24 protein-coding genes are annotated in these 21,024 nt (G+C 34.5%); 18 read left to right on the top strand and 6 right to left on the bottom strand.

Annotated elements, in window-relative coordinates; genetic code table 11:
• The first annotated feature begins 193 nt into the window (after window positions 1-193).
• From IAI56_RS12560 to IAI56_RS12570, 3 genes are read left to right on the top strand one after another with little or no spacing between them, the layout of a single operon-like run.
• Window positions 194-604, top strand: coding sequence for a helix-turn-helix transcriptional regulator (locus tag IAI56_RS12560; RefSeq protein WP_187658200.1), 411 nt, complete (start codon window positions 194-196; stop codon window positions 602-604).
• Between the two features lie 29 nt (window positions 605-633).
• Window positions 634-1,506, top strand: a complete 873-nt coding sequence (locus tag IAI56_RS12565; RefSeq protein ID WP_187658201.1) for an SDR family oxidoreductase — start codon at window positions 634-636, stop codon at window positions 1,504-1,506.
• Window positions 1,507-1,515: 9 nt separating this feature from the next.
• Window positions 1,516-1,941: a nuclear transport factor 2 family protein gene (locus IAI56_RS12570; protein WP_187658202.1), complete on the top strand. Its 426-nt coding sequence runs from the start codon at window positions 1,516-1,518 to the stop codon at window positions 1,939-1,941.
• Between the two features lie 174 nt (window positions 1,942-2,115).
• On the opposite strand, the gene IAI56_RS16315 is transcribed toward IAI56_RS12570, so the two are convergent.
• Genes IAI56_RS16315 through IAI56_RS12580 form a run of 3 tightly spaced genes read right to left on the bottom strand, consistent with a single transcriptional unit; the run spans window position 2,116 to window position 3,189 of the window.
• The gene (locus IAI56_RS16315; RefSeq protein WP_239106914.1) at window positions 2,116-2,412 is read right to left on the bottom strand and encodes a transposase; all 297 of its coding nucleotides are present in this window, start codon (window positions 2,410-2,412) and stop codon (window positions 2,116-2,118) included.
• 33 nt (window positions 2,413-2,445) lie between these two features.
• Complete coding sequence (locus IAI56_RS16145; protein ID WP_204158664.1) at window positions 2,446-2,868, bottom strand: hypothetical protein; 423 nt, start codon at window positions 2,866-2,868, stop codon at window positions 2,446-2,448.
• 60 nt (window positions 2,869-2,928) lie between these two features.
• A complete protein-coding gene (locus IAI56_RS12580; RefSeq protein WP_187658203.1) occupies window positions 2,929-3,189 on the bottom strand; it encodes a transposase in 261 nt (86 codons plus the stop codon).
• 243 nt (window positions 3,190-3,432) lie between these two features.
• Here IAI56_RS12580 and IAI56_RS12585 point away from each other — a divergent pair, with 243 nt between their 5' ends.
• From IAI56_RS12585 to IAI56_RS12595, 3 genes are all read left to right on the top strand, one after another.
• Window positions 3,433-3,804, top strand: coding sequence for a hypothetical protein (locus tag IAI56_RS12585; protein WP_094411623.1), 372 nt, complete (start codon window positions 3,433-3,435; stop codon window positions 3,802-3,804).
• Between the two features lie 106 nt (window positions 3,805-3,910).
• Complete coding sequence (locus tag IAI56_RS12590; RefSeq protein WP_094411625.1) at window positions 3,911-4,192, top strand: hypothetical protein; 282 nt, start codon at window positions 3,911-3,913, stop codon at window positions 4,190-4,192.
• 68 nt (window positions 4,193-4,260) lie between these two features.
• Window positions 4,261-4,785, top strand: coding sequence for a hypothetical protein (locus tag IAI56_RS12595; protein WP_187658204.1), 525 nt, complete (start codon window positions 4,261-4,263; stop codon window positions 4,783-4,785).
• Window positions 4,786-4,861: 76 nt separating this feature from the next.
• On the opposite strand, the gene IAI56_RS12600 is transcribed toward IAI56_RS12595, so the two are convergent.
• On the bottom strand, window positions 4,862-5,638 hold the full coding sequence (locus tag IAI56_RS12600) for a transposase (RefSeq protein WP_317192415.1): 777 nt from the start codon (window positions 5,636-5,638) through the stop codon (window positions 4,862-4,864).
• An 84-nt stretch (window positions 5,639-5,722) separates the two neighbouring features.
• The gene (locus IAI56_RS12605; RefSeq protein WP_187658205.1) at window positions 5,723-5,983 is read right to left on the bottom strand and encodes a transposase; all 261 of its coding nucleotides are present in this window, start codon (window positions 5,981-5,983) and stop codon (window positions 5,723-5,725) included.
• 104 nt (window positions 5,984-6,087) lie between these two features.
• Between IAI56_RS12605 and IAI56_RS12610 the strand changes: the two genes are divergently transcribed.
• The 3 genes from IAI56_RS12610 (at window position 6,088) to IAI56_RS12620 (ending at window position 8,896) form a co-directional block, all read left to right on the top strand.
• The gene (locus tag IAI56_RS12610; RefSeq protein WP_187658206.1) at window positions 6,088-6,651 is read left to right on the top strand and encodes a Crp/Fnr family transcriptional regulator; all 564 of its coding nucleotides are present in this window, start codon (window positions 6,088-6,090) and stop codon (window positions 6,649-6,651) included.
• An 85-nt stretch (window positions 6,652-6,736) separates the two neighbouring features.
• A complete protein-coding gene (locus IAI56_RS12615; RefSeq protein WP_187658207.1) occupies window positions 6,737-7,762 on the top strand; it encodes an alcohol dehydrogenase catalytic domain-containing protein in 1,026 nt (341 codons plus the stop codon).
• Window positions 7,763-7,867: 105 nt separating this feature from the next.
• Window positions 7,868-8,896, top strand: a complete 1,029-nt coding sequence (locus IAI56_RS12620; RefSeq protein ID WP_187658208.1) for a fibrobacter succinogenes major paralogous domain-containing protein — start codon at window positions 7,868-7,870, stop codon at window positions 8,894-8,896.
• 249 nt (window positions 8,897-9,145) lie between these two features.
• Here the strand turns inward: IAI56_RS12620 and IAI56_RS12625 are convergent, their stop codons facing one another.
• Window positions 9,146-10,672 carry an IS1182 family transposase gene (locus tag IAI56_RS12625; protein ID WP_187658209.1) on the bottom strand — a complete coding sequence of 509 codons (1,527 nt, stop codon included), beginning with the start codon at window positions 10,670-10,672 and terminating at the stop codon, window positions 9,146-9,148.
• 288 nt (window positions 10,673-10,960) lie between these two features.
• Between IAI56_RS12625 and IAI56_RS12630 the strand changes: the two genes are divergently transcribed.
• The 9 genes from IAI56_RS12630 to IAI56_RS12670 all read left to right on the top strand — a co-directional run bounded on the left by IAI56_RS12630 (window position 10,961) and on the right by IAI56_RS12670 (window position 20,977).
• Window positions 10,961-12,673: a T9SS type A sorting domain-containing protein gene (locus tag IAI56_RS12630; protein WP_187658210.1), complete on the top strand. Its 1,713-nt coding sequence runs from the start codon at window positions 10,961-10,963 to the stop codon at window positions 12,671-12,673.
• Window positions 12,674-12,679: 6 nt separating this feature from the next.
• Complete coding sequence (locus IAI56_RS12635) at window positions 12,680-14,239, top strand: amidohydrolase family protein (RefSeq protein ID WP_187658211.1); 1,560 nt, start codon at window positions 12,680-12,682, stop codon at window positions 14,237-14,239.
• A gap of 218 nt (window positions 14,240-14,457) precedes the next feature.
• Complete coding sequence (locus IAI56_RS12640) at window positions 14,458-14,724, top strand: transposase (RefSeq protein ID WP_187658212.1); 267 nt, start codon at window positions 14,458-14,460, stop codon at window positions 14,722-14,724.
• 152 nt (window positions 14,725-14,876) lie between these two features.
• Window positions 14,877-15,257 carry a hypothetical protein gene (locus IAI56_RS12645; RefSeq protein WP_187658213.1) on the top strand — a complete coding sequence of 127 codons (381 nt, stop codon included), beginning with the start codon at window positions 14,877-14,879 and terminating at the stop codon, window positions 15,255-15,257.
• The gene (locus IAI56_RS16465; RefSeq protein ID WP_369075490.1) at window positions 15,232-15,606 is read left to right on the top strand and encodes an integrase core domain-containing protein; all 375 of its coding nucleotides are present in this window, start codon (window positions 15,232-15,234) and stop codon (window positions 15,604-15,606) included. The genes IAI56_RS12645 and IAI56_RS16465 overlap by 26 nt, the downstream gene beginning before the upstream one ends.
• 293 nt (window positions 15,607-15,899) lie before the next feature.
• On the top strand, window positions 15,900-18,281 hold the full coding sequence (locus IAI56_RS12655) for a TonB-dependent receptor (protein ID WP_187658215.1): 2,382 nt from the start codon (window positions 15,900-15,902) through the stop codon (window positions 18,279-18,281).
• Window positions 18,282-18,326: 45 nt separating this feature from the next.
• Window positions 18,327-19,202: a DUF4249 domain-containing protein gene (locus tag IAI56_RS12660; RefSeq protein ID WP_187658216.1), complete on the top strand. Its 876-nt coding sequence runs from the start codon at window positions 18,327-18,329 to the stop codon at window positions 19,200-19,202.
• Window positions 19,203-19,266: 64 nt separating this feature from the next.
• Window positions 19,267-20,244, top strand: a complete 978-nt coding sequence (locus IAI56_RS12665; protein WP_187658217.1) for a sensor histidine kinase — start codon at window positions 19,267-19,269, stop codon at window positions 20,242-20,244.
• Window positions 20,237-20,977, top strand: coding sequence for a LytR/AlgR family response regulator transcription factor (locus IAI56_RS12670; protein ID WP_187658218.1), 741 nt, complete (start codon window positions 20,237-20,239; stop codon window positions 20,975-20,977). Before IAI56_RS12665 ends, IAI56_RS12670 begins: the two co-directional genes overlap by 8 nt.
• Window positions 20,978-21,024 lie beyond the last annotated feature (47 nt).

Here is a 21,024-nt window from a genome sequence, read left to right on the forward strand (position 1 = left end):
GGTCTCGTATACGGCGGTTCGCAAAAAGATGGGTTGAGTTGGATGTGTTGCATCTTTAATAATACAAAATAACTACACTCATTAGTAGGTTTTTTACTATATTTGATGATATAAACTGTGATGTTTTTTTAACAGTCGGACGTTAGCGGTCAGGCTATGGCGATAGTGAACAAAATTTATATTCGAAATTATAATGAAAGAGAATAAAATAATATCAGTCAGACAAAAGGAAATTGTTGCTAGTTATCTTCAACAATTAGACTTACATCTTTCAGACTTGAAAGTAGGATTAGCCGAAAAAACTTTTGAAATAAAAGACTTAGCAGACTTGTTATTTGTAAGTCCTAAACATTTGAGCAACACCATTCAAGAAGTTCTCGGGAAATCCCCTTGTGAGATTTATGAAGAACGTTTGATTGAAATTTCCAAAGAACTATTACTTACTACCAACAAGCCAATTTCTCATATTGCCCAGACATTGACGTTTGACCCTTCTAATTTTACCAAATTCTTCAAAAGTTATGAAGGCAAGACTCCTAAACAGTTTCGGGAGTTAAATTCAAAAACTGAACTTCTCACCATAACCGAGTCATTTTCTTTTTGAAAATTTGTGCCAACAAAATTTTAAAGAAAATGACAAAGAAAATTTTAATTACAGGTGCAAGCGGTGGATTTGGAAAATTAACCGTTTTAACATTATTACAAAGAGGACATCAAGTTGTAGCTTCGATGCGTGAAGCTGAGGGACGAAACAAATCCATCGCTTCAGAATTGTCTGATGCAGGTGCTAAGATAGTTTCAATAGATGTCACCAAAGATGAAAGTGTAACGAACGGTGTGAAAGAGGCGATTGAACAGCTGAACGGCTTAGATGTCTTAATTAATAATGCTGGTATTGGCGTGCACGGTATGCAAGAGTTTTTTACAGTGGCAGATTACCAAAAATTGTTTGACATCAATTTATTTGGAGTTCAAAGAATGAATAGAGCCGTGATTCCCTATTTCCGAGAAAAACAAGATGGTTTGATTCTTTACACCTCAAGCTGTTTGGGCAGAGTTGCATTACCTTTCTATGGCTTGTATCAATCAACCAAATGGGCCTTAGAAGCAATGGCAGAAAATTACAGATTAGAGCTTTCAGGCTTTGGTATAGAAAACTGTATTGTAGAACCAGGTGGATACCCAACTGCATTTACAGAAAACTTAGTTCATCCTAGCGATAAAAGTCAGGAACCACTCTACGGAGAGTTTGCTAAAGCACCGGAACAATCTTTGCAAGGATTTATGAGCTTTTTAGAGGCAAATCCGCAACAAAATCCACAAAAAGTTGCCGATGCTTTTGACGAATTAATTGAAACGCCAAAAGGTGAAAGACCATTTAGAACGCCTGTAGATTTTATAGGAATGGGCGACTTAATACAAAAATACAACGAGCATTTAGAGCAGATAACTACTGGCTTATTGACAAATTTTGGTTCGCAAGGCTTGTTAAAAGTGAAAAAATAAAAAAGGAATATGATAGCTGAAATAATAAAGCAACTTTTTTCCGGAGTAGATAATCGAGATTGGGAAAATGTAATTTCTGTATTCGATGACAATGTATTATTGGACTACTCTTCTATGAACGGGGTTAAACCTTCATTGCTCGGCCCAAAAGAAATTATTGGTTCTTGGTCATCGTTTTTACCGGGCTTTGACAGAACGAATCACCAATTGTCTGACTTTAGCATTAGCAAAGTAAACGACCTAACAACAGTGACTTTTACAGGCAAAGCTGATCACTTTATAGGGAACTCTGTATGGACAGTTGAAGGCGATTATGTACTTGAAATAAATAAAAACAACAAGGTTAGTTCGATGACTTTTAATTTTAATAAACAAAGTGGTGATATTGAACTACCGAGAAAGGCAAGTGAAATAATGCAAAATAGGATTCGATGAAGTTCAATATTCAATTGATTGACTGCAATACGAAAAGAGTCTATTCAATGGCTAAATAAAGCCCGAACCGCTAACAACGGTAACCGTTGCACAACTCCCTCCAACAACTAAATTTTAAAAAAATCATAAAAAACAACCTCGTTTAGTGCTTTTTAAGCGAGGTTTATTTTTGGATTAAAGATGTTGTTGTTTAAAAAAAGAAGGCATAAAAACGTTCGTTTTAACTTCAAAAAAGTGACTTTTAAAGAAGTATTTACCTTCCCTTGATTGATTGATTGATACCACTTGGGCTAGGCTTTTTGGTTTTTTGGCAATGAACTTGAGGTATTTCTTTAACTTATAGGTCATAGCGGCCATCAAAACATGTTTGTTGGCTTGTTGTATTCCACGCGTATTGATCCGTTTCATGTTCAGAAAGTTAATCAGGGTTCCTAGAACAGGTTCAACGGTTTTACTTCGCACCTTGACCATTCGTTTGGCATACTCGGGGTTTTGAGTGAGCTTTTAGTGCATCTTATCATAAAGCTCTTTGTGGATGCTGTCGTCTATTTTTTTAAAGTTTGTTTTCATTCCATAGCATTGCTCTCGAAGGGGACATTTTTTACAATCACTCTCACTACTGCGATACGTGCGTTTGGTGTAGCCTTTGCTGTAGCTCTTCTCGCCTTTAAAAAGTAGTTTGGCTTGGTTGCCGCCTTCTTTGGTGCATTGGTAATAGTTTTCTGCTTTGTTGAAAACAAAGCCTTCTCGCTCAGGAACATATTGCCCGAAGTTAGGCATCCAAGCATTGATATTGTTTTTGTCTAAATAGGATAAGGCTTCGCCACTGCTATAACCGGCATCGGCTAATACTTTACCCAGTTCAAGGTTGTTTTCTTCTAAATTTTCTTTGGTGAGTTCCACTATTTGTTCCAGACACTTTCTCACCGAACTCTTATCTTTTATAGGTGTTCGATGAATCTCCTTACGTCGATTTGACTGTCGCGTTTATCGGCAAAGTCGGCACAGGTGTCTTCTCGAACTGCGAATGCCATTGATGTAGCTGTATAAATAGATTTTTAAAAATACCTTGGTATCAAAACTCGGGCGACCTTCGGTTTTTAAAACTCTGGGGGTAAATCCTATTTTCGCTAAATCGATAAGGTTAACGAAAGCATCTATAAATCGAACGGGATTCTCTTGACTGATGGTGTCTTCCAAACTCTGTAAACGAAGTTGATAACGGGAAATTCCTTGGATGTGTTGCATCGTTAAATATACAAGATAACTACACTCATTAGTAGGGTTTTGCTATATTTGATGCTGTAAACTGTGATGTTTTTTCACAGTCTGATGTTATGGGGTATTTAAGTATGAAAACAAATACACCTTAAAAACAGGGTAACAACCTAAAGGAATTGAAATGAATAAAAGTGGAGACCGGAACCCACGCAAAAAAACGGGTCGAAAACTGAAAACCCATAAGAGTAGGATTATTTAATTATTATTTGTATGAAAAAGAAAATTTTATTATTTGTTACAATCTTTTTTTGCTTGCTCAACGCTTATGGTCAGGTAAAAAAAGCAGATATCGAAGGCATGTTTGCTAATGTAAACATTAAAGCTTCTGATATAGAATTGTTTAATTATAACTCTGCTGTTATAAATACGAACGGTTCGATTAGTTATGCGATTATGGAAAATAAAAAAACCTTGGATGGAGGTGAAACCATGAATATTTCATTAACAGACACGGGTATTTTGATGGAATATACTGATAGTAAAGGAAAAAAATACTACAGCCAACTTTTTCCTTATACAAGTATTTTGCATGTTACTGTTAAATTCAAAACTCTAAGTATTGAATTATACAGTGAAATGTAATAACAATATGAAAACATATATATGAATAGTACTTTACTTTACTTGCTTTCAAATTCTGTCTTGTTCAACGGTCGAAACAGTTTCTGAACAAAAGCAATATAATATCATGCTTGATAATAATAGTAATGACAGTTTAAGACTGTTTGTAATACAAGAAGCAGGGAAATATGTAGAGATTTTACCAGTTGATAATATTATTCTGGTAAAAATTCCTGAAATGAGAGGAGGATATTCTAATTTTTTTGGAAAAAAATTCAACAAACATATACCTGAGAAATATAGTGCGATTAAAATCATGAAAGGTGAAAAAACAATAAAGGAATTTTTTATCATGAAAGTTGAACAATTAAAGACAGATAGTAAAGGTAATTATATAATGACTTATTAAAAACTTTAATATTTATTAAAATGGAAAGATATCGGCGTTTTAAAATATTATTCATTCGTATATGTATAATGAATTGTTTTTTTGTACTTTTTTATCCTTTAACAAGTAATTGTCAAATTACTAATAGTGGCAACGAATATTATGTTTTGGGAAGTGTCTTGAATGATGAGTGGGGAAATTCAAAAACAGATAGTTTAAGCGCATATTTAAAAAGCAATAATATTGATTGTATTTCTGCTGGCTCATTAGGTATAACTATATCCGTAATGAAAAAGGATTATTCCGATGCACTGTTTCTTTTAGTTAAAAAATGGGGTACGGAGTATATTGAACTAAATATAATTCAAAAAGCAGATAGTGTTGCTAAATCTGAACTAAAAAAGTACAACGATTTACATCCCAAAATGATTTCTGAAGGACAACTTTCGCTTGATTATTATGATAAAACCTTGGATTTGTCCCAAAAAAATAAATACCTATTTACGATTAAATACAATTATAATCGTGCTATAGGTGGGGAAGTTCATTTTACGTCCTTTAATATTGAAGTTAATATAGATACAGGTAAAACATCTTTTTACGAAGTTGAATAAAATGAAAATAATAAAACACCCTATAACAGCCGTAACCGTTGCACAACTTCCTCCAAAAACTAAATTTTCAAAAAAATCATAAAAAAACAACTCGTTGAATCACTTTTAAGCGAGGTTTGTTTTTGTACAAAGAATGTTGTTGTTTAAAAAAAGAAGGGCTAAAAACGTTTGTTTTAGCTTCAAATAAGTGACTTTTAAAGAAGTGTTTACCTTCTCTTGATTGATTGGATACCACTTGAGCTATACTCTTCGGTTTTTTAGCAATGAACTTGAGGTATTTCTTCAAGTTGTAAGTCAAGGCTGCCATCAAAACATGTTTATTGGCTTGTTGTATTCCTCGCGTGTTGACACGCTTCATGTTGGTAAAGTTGATGAGCGTTCCCAATACAGGTTCAACGGTTTTACTTCGCACCCTGGCCATTCGTTTGGCATACGCATAGTTTTGACTGAGCTTTTGGTGCATCTTGTCATAAAGCTCTTTGTGTATACTGTCGTCTATCTTCTTGAAATTGGTTTTCATTCCACAACACTGTTCTCGAAGTGGACACTTCTTACAATCACTTTCACTACTACGATACGTGCGTTTGGTGTAGCCTTTGCTGTCTGTTCTCTCGCCTTTAAAAAGTAGTTTGGCTTGATTGCCTCCTACTTTGGTGCATTGATAATAGTTTTCTGCTTTGTTGTACACAAAGCCTTCTCGCTCAGCAACGTATTGTCCGAAGTTAGGCATCCAAGCATTGATATTGTTGTCGTTTAAGTATTTTAAGGCCTCGCCACTACTGTAACCAGCATCAGCTAATACTTCGCCTAGTTCTAATTGGTTTTCTTCTAAATTTTCTTTGGTTAGTTCCACTATTTGTTCCAGACACTATCTCACCGAACTCTTATCTTTTATAGGTGTTCGATGAATCTCCTTACGTCGATTTGACTGTCGCGTTTATCGGCAAAGTCGGTACAGGTGTCTTCTCGAACTGCGAATGCCATTGATGTAGCTGTATAAATAGATTTTTAAAAATACCTTGGTATCAAAACTCAGGCGACCTTCGATTTTTAATACTCTTGGAGTAAATCCTATTTTCTCTAAGTCGATACTGTTGACAAAAGCATCTATAAATCGAACAGGATTCTCTTGACTGATGGTGTCTTCCAAACTCTGTAAACGAAGTTGATAACAGGAAATTCCTTGGATGTGTTGCATATTAAATATACAAAATAACTACACTCATTAGTAGGTTTTTGCTATATTTGATGATATAAACTGTGATGTTTTTTCACAGTCTGACGTTAGGCACAAGCATAAAAATGGAAGGAATTCGAATATATTTAAATAAGTTTATTAAACTCTCTGATGAGGAATGGAATGCCTTTGCCTCATGTATTCAAAAGGAAGAATATTCAAAACGGGAGCTCATATTAAGAGAAGGCACGATATGTGATTTTATTGCTTTTGTTGGAGAAGGAATGTTTCGATTTTACTATGTAGATGAGGGAGACGAAAAGGTGACCGCATTCTTCTTTCCTGGTGATTTTGTTTCAAATTATCGAAGTTTTCTAACTGAACAGCCATCTGATCACAATATCGAATCTATGAAGGAGTCTATCGTATACAAAGTCAAGAAAAAGGATCTTTTCGAATTGTATGACCAATATCCGGCAATAGACAGATTGGGGAGATTGGTAGCAGAGAACCTGTATCTGACAGTGGCAAAAAGGCTTGATGAGTTTTTATACTCAACACCCGAAGAAAGGTATAGAAATCTTCAAAACAGAAATTCAAAGCTTCTTCAGGAAGTGCCACAATATATGTTAGCATCTTATTTGGGGGTTAAGCCGGAAACCCTCAGCAGAATCAGATTGAGGAAATAAGTTTCAGCTATTAATGTTAATTGACTTTAGTCAATGAACTAATTATTTTAGGTAAAATATTTTTGTGCTTTAAATTAATTGCACAATGAATTTACGACTTCAGATAGCCACTTTTGGCACAGAACATAACCTTGAATTAATTGAGGTAAAAAGAAAAAAACCATCGTTTGGCGAAGTAGAAATAAAAGTAGAAGCATCAAGTTTGTCTTTTACTGATACACTCCTTCGCAGGGGAATTTACCCTGGAATGAAAAAGGAATTTCCACTTACATTAGGATACGATTTCATTGGACGAGTTGAGACTTTAGGAGATGGCGTTACCGAATGGCAAATTGGCGACAGAGTTGGTGCATTAACCATCAAAGGAGCAAATTCGACATTTGTTGTCCATTCATCAAAAGATTTGTTTCCTGTTCCAGATGCTGTGAAAGCTGAAGAAGCAGAAAGTTTGATTTTAAGTTGGATTACCGCTTATCAAATGATGTTCAGAGAAGCAAACGTAAAAGCCAGCGACACTATTTTAATACATGGTGCTGCAGGAGGCGTGGGAAATGCTATCGTAAGATTAGCTCAATATTATAGTATCAATGTAGTAGCCACTGCAAAAACCGATGATCACGAAGGACTTAAAAAATTAGGTGTAAAAAATTGCTTCGATTATAATGACACAACTCTTTGGCAAAAACTAAATTCAGTTGGCGGCTATGATGCAATTTTTGATGGTGTTAGTGAAAATAATTTTAAGAAATCTTATAAACTACTAAAAAGTGATGGAACACTCGTTTGCTTTGGTTTTTCTGCCAAAGTCAAAAACGTTGAGAAAATCACACCCAAAATCACTATGCTTAGTTTGTTGATGGTATTGAAAACTGTGTGTTTTTTGTTCACTCATAAAAAAGCAAAATTCTATGACATTAAACGCGCCAAAGTTGCACAACCGTATTGGTTTAAAGAGGATATTAATGTTTTGTTGGATTTACTCAACACAAAAAAAATCAAAACTCAAGTAGAAACAATTCCCTTTACAGACTTAAAATCAATTCGCGTAAACCATAAAAAATTAACTATGGGTGGGGTGAAAGGTAGAATTTCAATCATTCACAATCAATAATAGAGAAAGCCGATTATTTATTGACTTTAGTCAACGAGAAGAAAAAAACAACTTCAGAAATTTATGTCATAATTTAAATTTGCAAACAACCAAAAACACCAACATATGAAACGCGAAAATCAAAAATCCAGAAATTCAATCTTACTGCTTACAATTCTATTGTCGGCAAATAATTTTACGGCTTTTTGCCAGTCATCTGACCACACCTGTGGTGCAGTTAATGTTCATAATACTGCTATAACTTATGGTCAGGTATCTGATATAGATGGAAATTTCTACAAAACTGTAATTATTGACGACCTAGTTTGGTTTGCGGAAAATTTAAAAGTCACCCGATTTCAAAACGGAGATTTAATTCCTGAGGTAAGCGATTCAGCCACATGGGCAGGACTTACGGGACCGGGGATGTGTTCATTTAATAATGACACAAGCTATGATTGCCCAAGGGGGAAACTATATAATTTCTCGGTGGCAACCGACTCACGAAACCCATGTCCCAATGGATGGCGTGTTCCTTCATTAACGGATTACGACAAGCTAATCAATTATTTTGACTCAACAGCGAATGGCGGAGCACCAAGCAGTTTACCAAATTCTTCCGGTGGATTTTTAAAAAGTACGGACTTTACTTATTTTCAATCTCCTAATACAAACGCAACAAACCTCTCTGGTTTTTCGGCTATTCCGGGCGGAAGCAGAAATAACTCCGGTGTGTTTTCAAACAGCAGCAATTTAGCTGCAGCCTATTGGTATTCCACCCAGGTAGGCCCCGGAATGGGTTTTTTTCTGGAACTGGCATACAGTCATGATTGGGCTGTGCGAAATGCTTACTTTGCCAATTATGGAATCTGCATAAGGTGTGTTACAGATATAAGCACTCTGGGTATCAACGATATTAAAATCCCCCATCTTAGTGTTTATCCTAATCCTGCTAATGATTACATAAAAATAAATTCAGATAAACTGATGATTGGCAAAGAGTATGTTATTAGCGACTTTACTGGGAGACAGTTGCTCAGAGGTAGAATTCTTTCAGAAGACATGACTGTATCAATTATTGAACTTCCAAGTGGAATGTATTTTCTAAGTTTTCCATCATCTAGTTTGAGCGCTTCAAAAATAATCAAAAGATAATTTACATTCATGGAATAGCCCATCCCATAACAGCACCTTGCCAAAGCGGGGCGTTCGTGGTGGCAGAAACTTTTCAGCTCCGAATAAACATTAATCATAGCTTGACAGATGGTGCTTCGAAAGCCCCGCCTTCGCCAAGCTGCAAAACGTCAGGTTGTGAAAAAACTCCATTTTCAATACAAATTCGCCAAATTAAAATCTTATAAATTGGTTTTAAGCCATGCAGATTTTTGATTTACTTTGACTGGTTTAAAAAAGAATTGAGGCTAAAAACAGCTTTATATAGGTCGTTCTTATCAAAAACAAACCTTTTCTCTTGAATGGTGAGTTCCATGCTTTGAGTTTGGCTATTATATCGGGTACACCGAGGATGTTGATGCTGCGTTTGATGTTGTAGACTAGCATAATCAAACTGTGTTCGCCGTTTACTTTCTCTAATCCTATTAAATTGGTGTAATTGTATCCCCATTTTCGTTTGATGGTGCCAAAAATGTGCTCATTAATTTCTTGCCTCTTTCGGTACAGTTGTGGGTTGGCTTGGTAGCGCTGGTGGTTCTGTTCTACGGCGTCGGCATATTGGCTTCTATCAATCTCTCGTCCGCCTTTTCTACTGGTGCACTGGCTTTTTACTGGACACGTTTTGCAAGTTGGTGTGCGGTATTTTTGGTACATATAACCGCTTTCTTCGGTGCGACCTGTTTTCTTGTGCCATCTTCCAATAGTGCTTAGCGTTGCTCCTTGCGGACAGGTATAAGTATTCTCTTCTTTATTATAGATAAACTTTGTTACAAAATACTCCGGTTGTGTACCGTTTTCGTTGCTCTTGCCTTGATCGGGTTGTGCAACAATGGTGGTAACATTGTTGTCCTTGCAGATTGCTATTTCTCTACCGTTGTGATAGCCTTTATCCACTAGCACCGTAAAAGTTTCTAGATTTAAGTTTTTTTTGGCTTCTGAAGCAATGGCCGAGAGTGCATTTTTATCATTTCTATTGATGGTGTGCGTTGCCACAACCAAGTTGTGTTTATCATCCACTGCCGATTGAATATTATAAGACACTTCTACTACTTGCCCTTGAACCAAGAGTGCTCTGGCATCGGGGTCGGTGGTGCTTACTTGCGGTTCGCCAGTGGCTTTTAGTTGTTCTTCCAGTAGTTCGTAGTTGATTTTATTTTGCTTTAAGCGTTCTATTTTTTGTTGAATATTAGTAACCGTTGTGCTGTTTTCTTGGGTGTCGTTTTGATCTAATGCCGTGAGGTATTCTTGGGTTTTGGCTTCGATAAACGCTAAGTGTTTGTCTATTTTCTTTTGATTAAAATTAGACTTCTTGCCATTGTGAGCTCTGGATTTTGTGCCGTCAATAGCGATGGTTTCGCCCGTAATTAATTCGGCGTCTTTTAAAAAACTAACAAACAGTTTGAAGAGTTGTTTTAGTGCTTTTGGGTTGTCTCCTCTAAAGTCGACAATGCTATGATAATTAGGGCAAATAGTCTCTAAAAGCCATTGCAATTCAATATTGCGAAGACACTCTTTTTCTAATCGTCTCGAGGAACGAATACCGTTTAAATAACCATATAAATAGATTTTTAAAAATACCTTGGTATCAAAACTCGGGCGACCTTCGGTTTTTAAAACTCTGGGGGTAAATCCTATTTTCTCTAAATCGATAAGGTTAACGAAAGCATCTATAAATCGAACAGGATTCTCTTGACTGATGGTGTCTTCCAAACTCTGTAAACGAAGTTGATAACGGGAAATTCCTTGGATGTGTTGCATCTTTAAATATACAAAATAACTACACTCATTAGTAGGGTTTTGCTATATTTGATGATATAAACTGTGATGTTTTTTCACAGTATGACGTTATTGGCAAACCTATTGGACGACTCTACAACAATTTAACAGACTACAAACGATGGAAAAACTGCCGACTCTTCGCAAAACAAAAAAGCTGCAACCTAACGCACAAGCCGATACAATTTGCAGCAAATTTTATTTTGCACGACAAACGATAAAAGTTACCCGCATGATTAAACCTTCTAACAAAATTTTAGTCATAGAATCATGAAAAAATTATTACAAATAATGCCTGGGGGCTTTATGCAGGTTAGACTGCAATCCATAATTTTATCACTAACTACATATATAACAAGGGGTTATTCTCAGCAAATACCCTACTCATCAGCTATTCCAAACACTAACTTTTATTACCAAATGGTGGACACCATAGTAAGACAGGGATTCAGAAATGCAGGTTCTCCAGCTGACATATGGTTGGAAAACTATGCTCAATCTCTTTTTTCAAGTTTCGGACTTCAAAGTATCACTACCCAATCTATTCCAAATCAAAGTTGGCAAGTTAATTCGTGCAATCTGAAAGTAACATCTAATTCAGGAACACAAACCTTAAGTATATTCCCTCAATTATTTGTTGATTGGTCTGATACTCTAACGGGTTCTTTTATTCGTTTTGACAGCACTACGGCTTTGAACTCCGTTACAGGTAAAATTGTGATTGTAAATTACAAACTTGACCCATTTGCGCCTGCAGCATTTCAGCCTAATGTAGTTTATACATATGACCCTGATAACAATATTAATAACACCATACACCCGCAACCCATCCCGCACCGCTCCAATGCGGCTGGTGCAATTATCAGTCAAATTCTATCGCACCAACCCAAGGCAGTTATTTGTGTCTTAAATAATTTTTACAATACCGACAAACTTTGGGGCTTGTATTCTCGAACTGACAGTATATATGACATACCTTGCTTTTGGATGAGTCGCAACAATGGGCAACTTCTAAATACTGCTTTAAATAATGACCCTAATTCAACTTTGTCAGTACAATTTAATACGCAAGATAATCCTGTTAATACAAAAAATGTTTATGGCATTTTGCCCGGCAACTCTTCGCAATACATTGTTTTTAACTCACATCACGATGGACAATTTTATGGTGCCACAGAGGATGCAGTAGGTATTTCTTTAGTAGCTGCACAAGTTAAATATTGGTCGCAAGTGCCACAATCGCAACGACCATACAATATGGTTTTTTTGTGGGATGCAGCCCACTTAAAGCAAAGTGTAGGTTCTGAATTTTTTGTTGACAATACTCCAAGTATTATTAACCAAACCCTATTATGCTTCACTCTTGAAACTCCTTCTTTAGAAGGCAGAGTGCTTAATGGCAATCTGATAACACTGAACCGACCTGAACCAAGATGGTTTTACACATCCGACACTCTAAGTTTAAGAAGTTCTTTATATCAGTTTGTGCAGCAAGAAGATTTAAGAAGAACCTATGTAGCCCCACCAACTTTAAATGGTCCCTCACCTATTGGGGACAGCCATGCCTTTTATGATGCAGGTATTCCTATTGTAGCTCATCTTTCTACACCTGTTTGGTATATGGCAGTAGCCGATAGCACCGATAAGTTAGATACTGCGAGCATGAATAAAATTACCAGAACTGTTATTCGCATGATATGGAATATGCCAAACATTACAGGTATTCCAAGATTTGAGGAAAAGGGCCTAAAGATATTTCCGAATCCATCAAACTCCTTTGTAACGATTCAAGGTTTAAAGCCTGATTTTAAAGGAACTTATCGCATCATCAATTTAACGGGTATTGAAATGAAACAGGGAAACATTGGTTCTTCTGATGCCGAGGTAATTCAAACATCCTTGCTACCAAATGGGATGTATCTGCTTATTGTAAAAGATAAGAATGGTAGCAACTTTGCTGTAAATCGTTTAATCAAAAACTAATTCAACATGAAGTTCTTATACTCCTTACTATTTATCATTGCTTCGACAAATCTTAAAGCTCAATGTGTGATAGATTCGACCATCATTGCAATTAATAACATTACTGTAATTCCAATGACGGACACCCTTACAGTTTTGAATAATAAAACCGTTATCATTCAAAACAAAGTCATTACACAAATTGGCGATACCAATTTGATTTCAATTCCTTCAACAGCATATGTAATCAATGGAAGCGGTAAATATCTTATTCCAGGCTTATGTGATATGCATGCTCATTTACTACAACGCAATGACGCCATTTTAGAATTAGCAAATGGTGTAACTACTGTATGCAATATGCACGGTGAGCCTTGGCATATAACTTTTCGTGACAGCATCAATGCTGGGCAGGTTTCAATGTACTCAAACAAAATTTCATCTCCTCGAATTTATACATCTGGACCTATAATGAATTATATGGGGCATCCGTTTTTTAACCCTCCTGCCATTCAAAATCAAACACAGGCAAATGCAAGTTTGCAAAGTCAGGATGCTATCGGTTATGATTTTTACAAAACATATACCTATCTAACTAATGGTGTTTTTAACGCTATTCAAAATCATGCAGTTACAAGTGGAAAATTTATCAAAGGACATGGTAATGATTGGATTGGTGCTGCCAACATCATCAATTCAAATCAAAAGTGCATTGAACATTTTTGGGGTTATTTGCCAAACAACACGCTTGACCCAATTGAGCAGGCATTAGAAGATAGCACGATCTCAAATGGCAAGTGGAATTGCCCGACACTGATTGTAAGATGGAACAAAGAACACATGGACTCCATCAGAGCTAATGAACCCTCTTATGTTCAGTATGCTTGTCCATCGTCATTATTGAATAATTGGCGAAACACTACATCAAATCCTCAGCAGTTTTCTAATGTTAATGAATACAAAAAACTACTAAAACGCCTTTATCAAAATAATGCAAAACTTATGCTTGGCACAGACAACATCACTCCTTATTCAGTGGCTGGGTTTGCCGTTCATCGTGAACTGGAAATTTATGTTGAAGCTGGATTAAGTCCACATCAGGCATTGACATTAGCTACGGCAAAACCTTATCAATTTTTACAAGAGTGTGGCTTCGGCAACAATGCTGGTACAATAACTATTGGCAAACGTGCTGACTTAGTAATATTGAATCAAAATCCGTTATTGAATATCAGCAATACACAAGCTATTTATGGGGTTATCGGGAATGGGAGTTATTATTCAACTTCATGTCTTCAAAGTTTGCTTTCAAATGTGGCTTGCAATAGCACACTTGGCATCAATGAAATTCATGCAGATGAAGAAACATTGTTCGTTTATCCTAACCCTGCACAATCTATATTGAACATAAAAGGATTGCCTGAAAATGGTAAAGGCGAAATATGGGTTATCAATCAATTAGGTCAGATCATATTCAAATCAGCGTTCACATCACAACTTTCTATTGAATCAATTCCGACAGGATTCTATTACCTTTTAGCTTATGATGGACACACTTATTACAGTCAAAAATTTGTGAAGAAATAATTATGCATGTATTCTTTAGAAATATAGGTTTAGCGTTAGTTATTCTTTTGCCAAATGTTTGTAAATGCTCAATCCTTCAATTCAACATTAGCTTCACTGCTGCAACAAAAATTAGACAGTATCCGTGCCGTGTTGTAGCCTTCCCCTTTTTGTAGCCTTCCCTAAAAATAGGACAGTTTTAAATTCAAATTTATTAATTTTAAATTTCAACTGTCAGAATGAAGAAAAACAATTTTACAGAAAGCCAAATTTTAAAGGCTTTAAAGAAAAATCAGCAAGGAATGACTGTTAGTGCTATTTCCAGAGATCTGGGTATTGATAAGAGTACTTTCTATTATTGGAAGAAGAAGCACTCAGGGATGGAACAGCATCAACTCAGCTGTCTTAAAGAGCTCGAAGAAGAAAATCGCAAACTAAAGCAGATATATGCAGATGTCAGCCTTGATGTTACAATGCTAAAAGATATTCTTTCAAAAAAGTTTTAAAGCCTTCCGACAAGCAACACCGTGCCGAGTATCTGATTAAGATTTATCTGATTAGCATAGCCCGAGCCTGCAATGTTGTTGGTCTTGCCCGTTCGATGTGGTACTATCAAACCAAAAAAAATGATCTTGAGGTAATTGATAAACTAAGTGAATTGGCAGAGAATTACCCGACACGGGGATTTGATGAGTATTACAATAAGATTCGTCGTGAAGGCTTACAATGGAATAGAAAACGAGTGCTGCGTGTTTACCGCAAAATGAAGCTAAAATTGCGGCGCAAGCATAAAAAACGCATCATCACAAGGGTTAAAATGCCGCTTGAAACTCCCCAAATGTTGAATGAATGCTGGAGTATGGACTTTATGAGCGATGTACTCACAGATGGAAGGAAAGTACGGGTGTTCAATGTTATAGAAGACTGCAACCGTGAAGCACTGGCAATTGATGCAGGATTAAACTATCCGGCAAGACAAGTAGTAGAAACGCTGGAGCAACTTGAACAAGAAGTTGGGTTACCTCAATATCCGCTGTGATAATGGACCTGAATTCATATCTAAAACGTTCACAAATTGGTGTCAAAGCAAACATATCGAAATAAAATATACACAACCAGGAAAACCAATGCAGAACGGTTACGTGGAACGATTCAACAGATTCTATCGCGAAGACATTCTGGATGCATACTATTTTAATGATATCTACCAATTGAGAAAATTAAGTGAACACTGGCGAGAGGATTATAACCTGAACCATCCGCATGACTCATTAGGGAAGAAGACACCTAAAGAATTTAGGCCCAGATTTGATGATGAATTAAAATTAATCATCAAATCTGAGCGATATAACAATTATTTGTCGAATTTAAAACTGTCCTATTTTTAGGGAAGGCTACATAGCATATATTTTAAGAGCTAATTTTAAATTGACCTCCTTTTTTATGCAACTAAAATTTGTCATTTAACTGAGCAATACGCTCAAGATAAGAGGGTTTGGTTGATTTTTCTATGACTTAAGAGTTGTTCTTCAAAACTATGAATGCCTTTAAATAGTCTCATGTTAATTGTTTTGTTCCTTAAAATCGGTAGTTCATCAGTCATTTTCAAGGTTCATCATAAATAGTATTTGCTTTTTTAAAGCCAAGTATAGTTTTGTGTAAAAATCTAAATTTAATTACTATGAGAAAAAATGTATTAATGTTTTTTTTATTGCTTTCCTTTTTTTGCTATGGGCAAAAAAAGGTCACAGTTTCAGGGTATGTGGAGGATAAGAAGACAGGAGAGAAGTTATTGGGTGTTAGTGTTTATTCGAGTACTAAGGTTGGAAATACTACTAATGAATATGGGTATTATTCACTATCTTTAGAAGAAGGAAAGCATACGTTGTATATAAGTTTTATAGGATATAAAACGATAGAACAGGAGATAGTGATAAAATCAAATACCATTATTGATTTTAAGTTAGAGGAAAACTCATTGATTTTAGAGGAGGTAGTTGTAAATAAGCCAAAAGGGGAAAATAAAGTTAGAAATGTTGAAATGAGTGTGAATACATTAAAGGCTTCAACACTTAAAAAACTACCCGCAATTTTAGGTGAGCCAGATGTTATTAAATCAATACAGCTTTTGCCTGGTGTCTCTAGCACTAATGAAGCATCGTCGGGGTTTAATGTTAGAGGTGGGAATGCTGACCAGAATTTAATTTTACTTGATGACGCAACAATATATAATGCCTCTCATTTATTTGGCTTTTTTTCTGTGTTTAATTCAGATGCTATCAAAGATGTAAAGTTGTATAAAGGGGGTATACCTTCGAGTTTTGGTGGACGATTATCTTCGGTTTTGGATGTAAGGCAGAAAGAGGGAAATAAAAGAAAGTTTAATGGTGAGGCTGGTGTAGGTTTAATTTTAAGCCGGTTATTAGTTGAAGGGCCAATAAAAAAAGATTCATTAGGAAATGGGAGAGGGTCTTATATGTTTGCTGGAAGACGTTCATACGTTGATGCCTTTACGTTTTTAGATGATGAATTTAAAGATAATGTACTTTTCTTTTACGATTTAAATTTAAAAGCAAATTACGATTTGGATAAGAAGAATAAACTTTTTCTTTCTGGTTATTTTGGTAGAGATCGATTTGAATTGCCTAAATTTTTGGGTACCTCTTGGGGTAACATTGTAGGAACCTTACGATGGACAAATTCGATTAATGAAAATTTATTTTTTCAATCTTCATTTATTTTTTCTAACTATGATTACTCCTTGGATAATTTGAGGTCCGGTTCAGAATTTCAATGGAACTCAAATATCACAAACTTTAATTTTAAACCAAAGTTAACATGGTATGCTAGTTCAAAAGCAACAATCAAAGGTGGAATTGATTTTACATCCTATAAGTTTAATCCTGGTGAGATTTCATCACTAAATGGATCAAGTATAATCGCTCAAAAGTTTCAAAATAACTCAGCATTAGAAAATGGACTTTACATTGATGCAGAGTTTGACTTAACAGAAAAACTGAACATTCAAACAGGTTTTCGTTTTTCAAATTTTATGCGAATGGGTAACGAGAATATACGCTTGTATGCTACAGGAAGTCCGCTAACTTATGACCCAATTTATGGTGTTTATGAAGAAAATGAAGTTATTGGTGAAAAAAACTATGGTTCGGGAAGCATAATAAAACAATTCAATGCTTTAGAACCAAGGTTTTCCCTTCGTTATTTGTTGAGTGATCAAAACTCGTTTAAAGCAAGTTACAATCGAATGTATCAATATATTCACTTAGTAACGAATACCACTTCCCCTACTCCTCTTGATGTTTGGACACCGAGTGGCCCCTATATTCGCCCTCAGTTTGCTGATCAAGTCGCTGTTGGTTATTTTTCAAAAATTAAAGAAGATAAATTTGATTTTTCAGTGGAGGCCTATTACAAAAAGTTATCAAATGTGACAGATTTTAAAGATGGTGCGGACTTACTTTTTAGAGAGGATGTTGAAACACAAATTATTCAAGGTGAGGGGAGGGCTTATGGTATTGAGTTTTTATTGAATAAGAATAAGGGAAATTTGACAGGTTGGTTAAGTTACACCATATCACGTAGTGAGAATAGAATTAACGGAATAAATAATGGTGAATTTTATGCTAATAATGCAGATCAGTTGCATCGATTGAATTTAGTTGGTCTTTTAAAGACGAATACTCGTTGGGATTTTGGTGGTGTTTTTACATTTAGTACAGGTAGACCAGTGACCTATCCTACAGGTAGATATGAACAGAATGGACTTGTAGTTGCTGATTATAGCAATCGAAATGCCAACCGATTACCTGTTTATCATCGTTTAGATATTTCAGCGACATTAAATCCAAAAAAAGATAGTAATAGAACAGGAAAGTGGATTTTTAGTATTGCAAATTTATACAATCGTCAAAACGCCGCTTCAATTTTCTTTAGAGAGGTTAGTGAAGTAAATGGAGTGGAGACAGCTACGGGAAATACAGAAGCCACTCGCTTATCTTTTTTTGGGATAGTACCGAGTGTAACTTATGAATTTAAATTTTAAAATGAAAACGAAAAATATTTATTAATGAATTTTAAGTATCGAAAAATGGAAAATTTAAAAAATATGAACAAGTTAATCCAGCAGTTTGTTATAATGGTTTTTCTTTTAATTGGCCTTACTTCTTGTGAAGAGGATGTTACAGGTGATATTTCATTAAACTCTGTTGAGCGATTGGTTATTGAAGGTGGAATAGAGCGAAACTCTGGCAATTCTACACAAAAAATAAGATTGACTAAAACGCTTCCTTTTTTAACCAATTCTAGCAACCCATTTGTCTCAGATGCCACGGTTACAATAACTGATGGAACAACAACATGGAGTTTAATACATACACAGAATGGTTTTTACGAAACGAATAGTTTATTACCGCAAATTGGTAAAACGTATACTATCACTATAGTATGGAATAATGAAACTTATACAGGCTCAGATACCTTATCAGAGGTCCCTCCTTTTGATAATTTTTACTATGAGTTTGAAGAGGAAACCTTGTTTACGGATGAAGGATATTTTTTAAAATTTGACACTACAGACCCCGTAGGTGTTGAGAATTATTATTATCATCGTGTATTTAAGAATAATATTTTTACTATTGTACCCGATCCAGGAAACGCAGAGACATTAATTGTGTCTGATCGGTTTTTTGATGGCCAACAGAGAATTGGTGTTAACCCTAATGAAGAGGTCTCTTTTGAAATTGGAGATTTGGCAAAAGCACAACAAATAGGAATATCAAAAAGATATTATCAGTTCCTTTTTGAATTATTTACTCAAACAGGTAATCAAGGTATATCTTTTGTTGGAAATCCACCACCTGCTTCTATAAGAAGTAATATTATAAACACATCAAATCCTACTAATAGAATTTTAGGTTATTTTTATGCCGTAGATATAGAAGAGGATAGTATTTTGATTGAGTAATTTTAATTTAGGAATGAAGAATAGATTGATCTTGTATAGTATAATTTGCTTTATATTTAGTTTTTTGAATTTTTTAGAAGACTATAATGAAAGTTCTTTTTTTGAAGCTATACAAGATCAGATTTATTTATTTCCGCTAAGTTTTATTTTTATATTAATAATTTATTTGATCAGAAAGAGAACAATTGAAAGTTATTATTACAAAAGAGTTGAATTATTCAACAAAAGAACATTCCTTTTTTTCGTCAGTATTGCTACAATTATATTTTTTAGTTTTCTACTAAGACTAATTTCCTTGGTCTTATTTAATGATGATGAAGATTTGATTTTTTTTGATACGCTTTTTTTTGCCATTTTAATTATTGTAAGTAGTGTAGTTTTATTTATTTATTTATTTGAGATTTATTTAGAAAACGAATTTGAAAAAAAGGAATTAAAAATAAGGCTAAAAGAAAATGAGATTGAAAATCTTAATGATAAATATATGTCACTTAAGAATCAACTAAACCCTCATTTTCTTTTTAATTGTTTTAGTAATATCACTAGTTTAATTGATACTGAACCTGAAAAAGCAATAAAATTTGTAGAGGAATTATCCAATGTTTTTCGATACAGTCTCACTAATTCTGATGAAATTTTAGTTACTTTATCAGAAGAACTCAAACTACTAAATTCTTATTTTGAACTTCAATTGATTCGACATCAGGGATTAATAAAACTTGAGAGTTCTGTTGATGTTTCTAAATTAGATTATTTAATACCTCCTCTAACGCTTGAAATATTAATCGAAAATGCTTTAAAGCATACCGTTTTTGATAAACATAATCCTTTGAAAATTTGCATCTATTCTAGAGAAGAGCAATTGATAATTGAGAATAATTTTAATCCTAAAATAAATGCTGTAAAAACGGAATCTTTTGGAATTGGAATAAAAAGTATAAAAAAACAATACGTTTTGCTAAATTGTGGAGAACCTTCTTTTAAAATTGAAAATAATATTTTTAGAGTTGAAATCCCCTTAATTAAGTCGAGTTATGATTAGAGTTTTTATTATTGAAGATGAAATATTGATCGCAGCGCGATTAAAGAAAATGATTGAATCGATTGAACCTGAAATGAATGTTATTGAAATGATTGATTCAGTTAAGGAGGCCATTTCTTGTTTAAGCGAAAGTATACCTGATTTAATTTTTTTAGATATTAATCTCTCTGATGATTATTGTTTTAAAATATTTGAGGAAGTTAATGTTACTTGTCCTGTTATTTTTGTCACTGCTTATTCGGAATATGCGATTAAGGCATTTGAAATAAATAGTATTGATTATCTTTTAAAACCAATTTCAATACCAAATTTAAAAAAGAGTATTGATAAATATAAAAGTCTTACAACATTTCCTAATTATACTAAAATGATGATTGATATGGAATCCAGATATCGAAATCGTTTTTTAGTGAAGTTAAATAATCAATTAAAGTCAGTATCGATTGATACCATTGCCTATTTTTTTTCAGAAGATAAATTGACCTTTGTTTGCTTGAATGATGGTAAAAAATTACCACTTGACTTTAGTCTAAAAAAAATTGAGGATGAAATTAATCCGAAAGAATTTTTTAGAGTAAATAAAAAGTTTTTAATCTCAGCAAACTCAATTCAAGAGATGTATTATGTTTCAAAGTTAAAATTAAAAATAATTTTGAATCCCAACTTTGGTAGTGAAAACATTTTTGTAGCGGTAGAAAAAGTTGGTGAATTTAAATCTTGGTTATCAAAATAGTTCCTTAGAAATTTATTGACTTTAATCAATTCTAATTGAAATGTTTT

Source organism: Flavobacterium macrobrachii (assembly GCF_014486675.1).
GTDB classification, from domain to species: domain Bacteria; phylum Bacteroidota; class Bacteroidia; order Flavobacteriales; family Flavobacteriaceae; genus Flavobacterium; species Flavobacterium macrobrachii.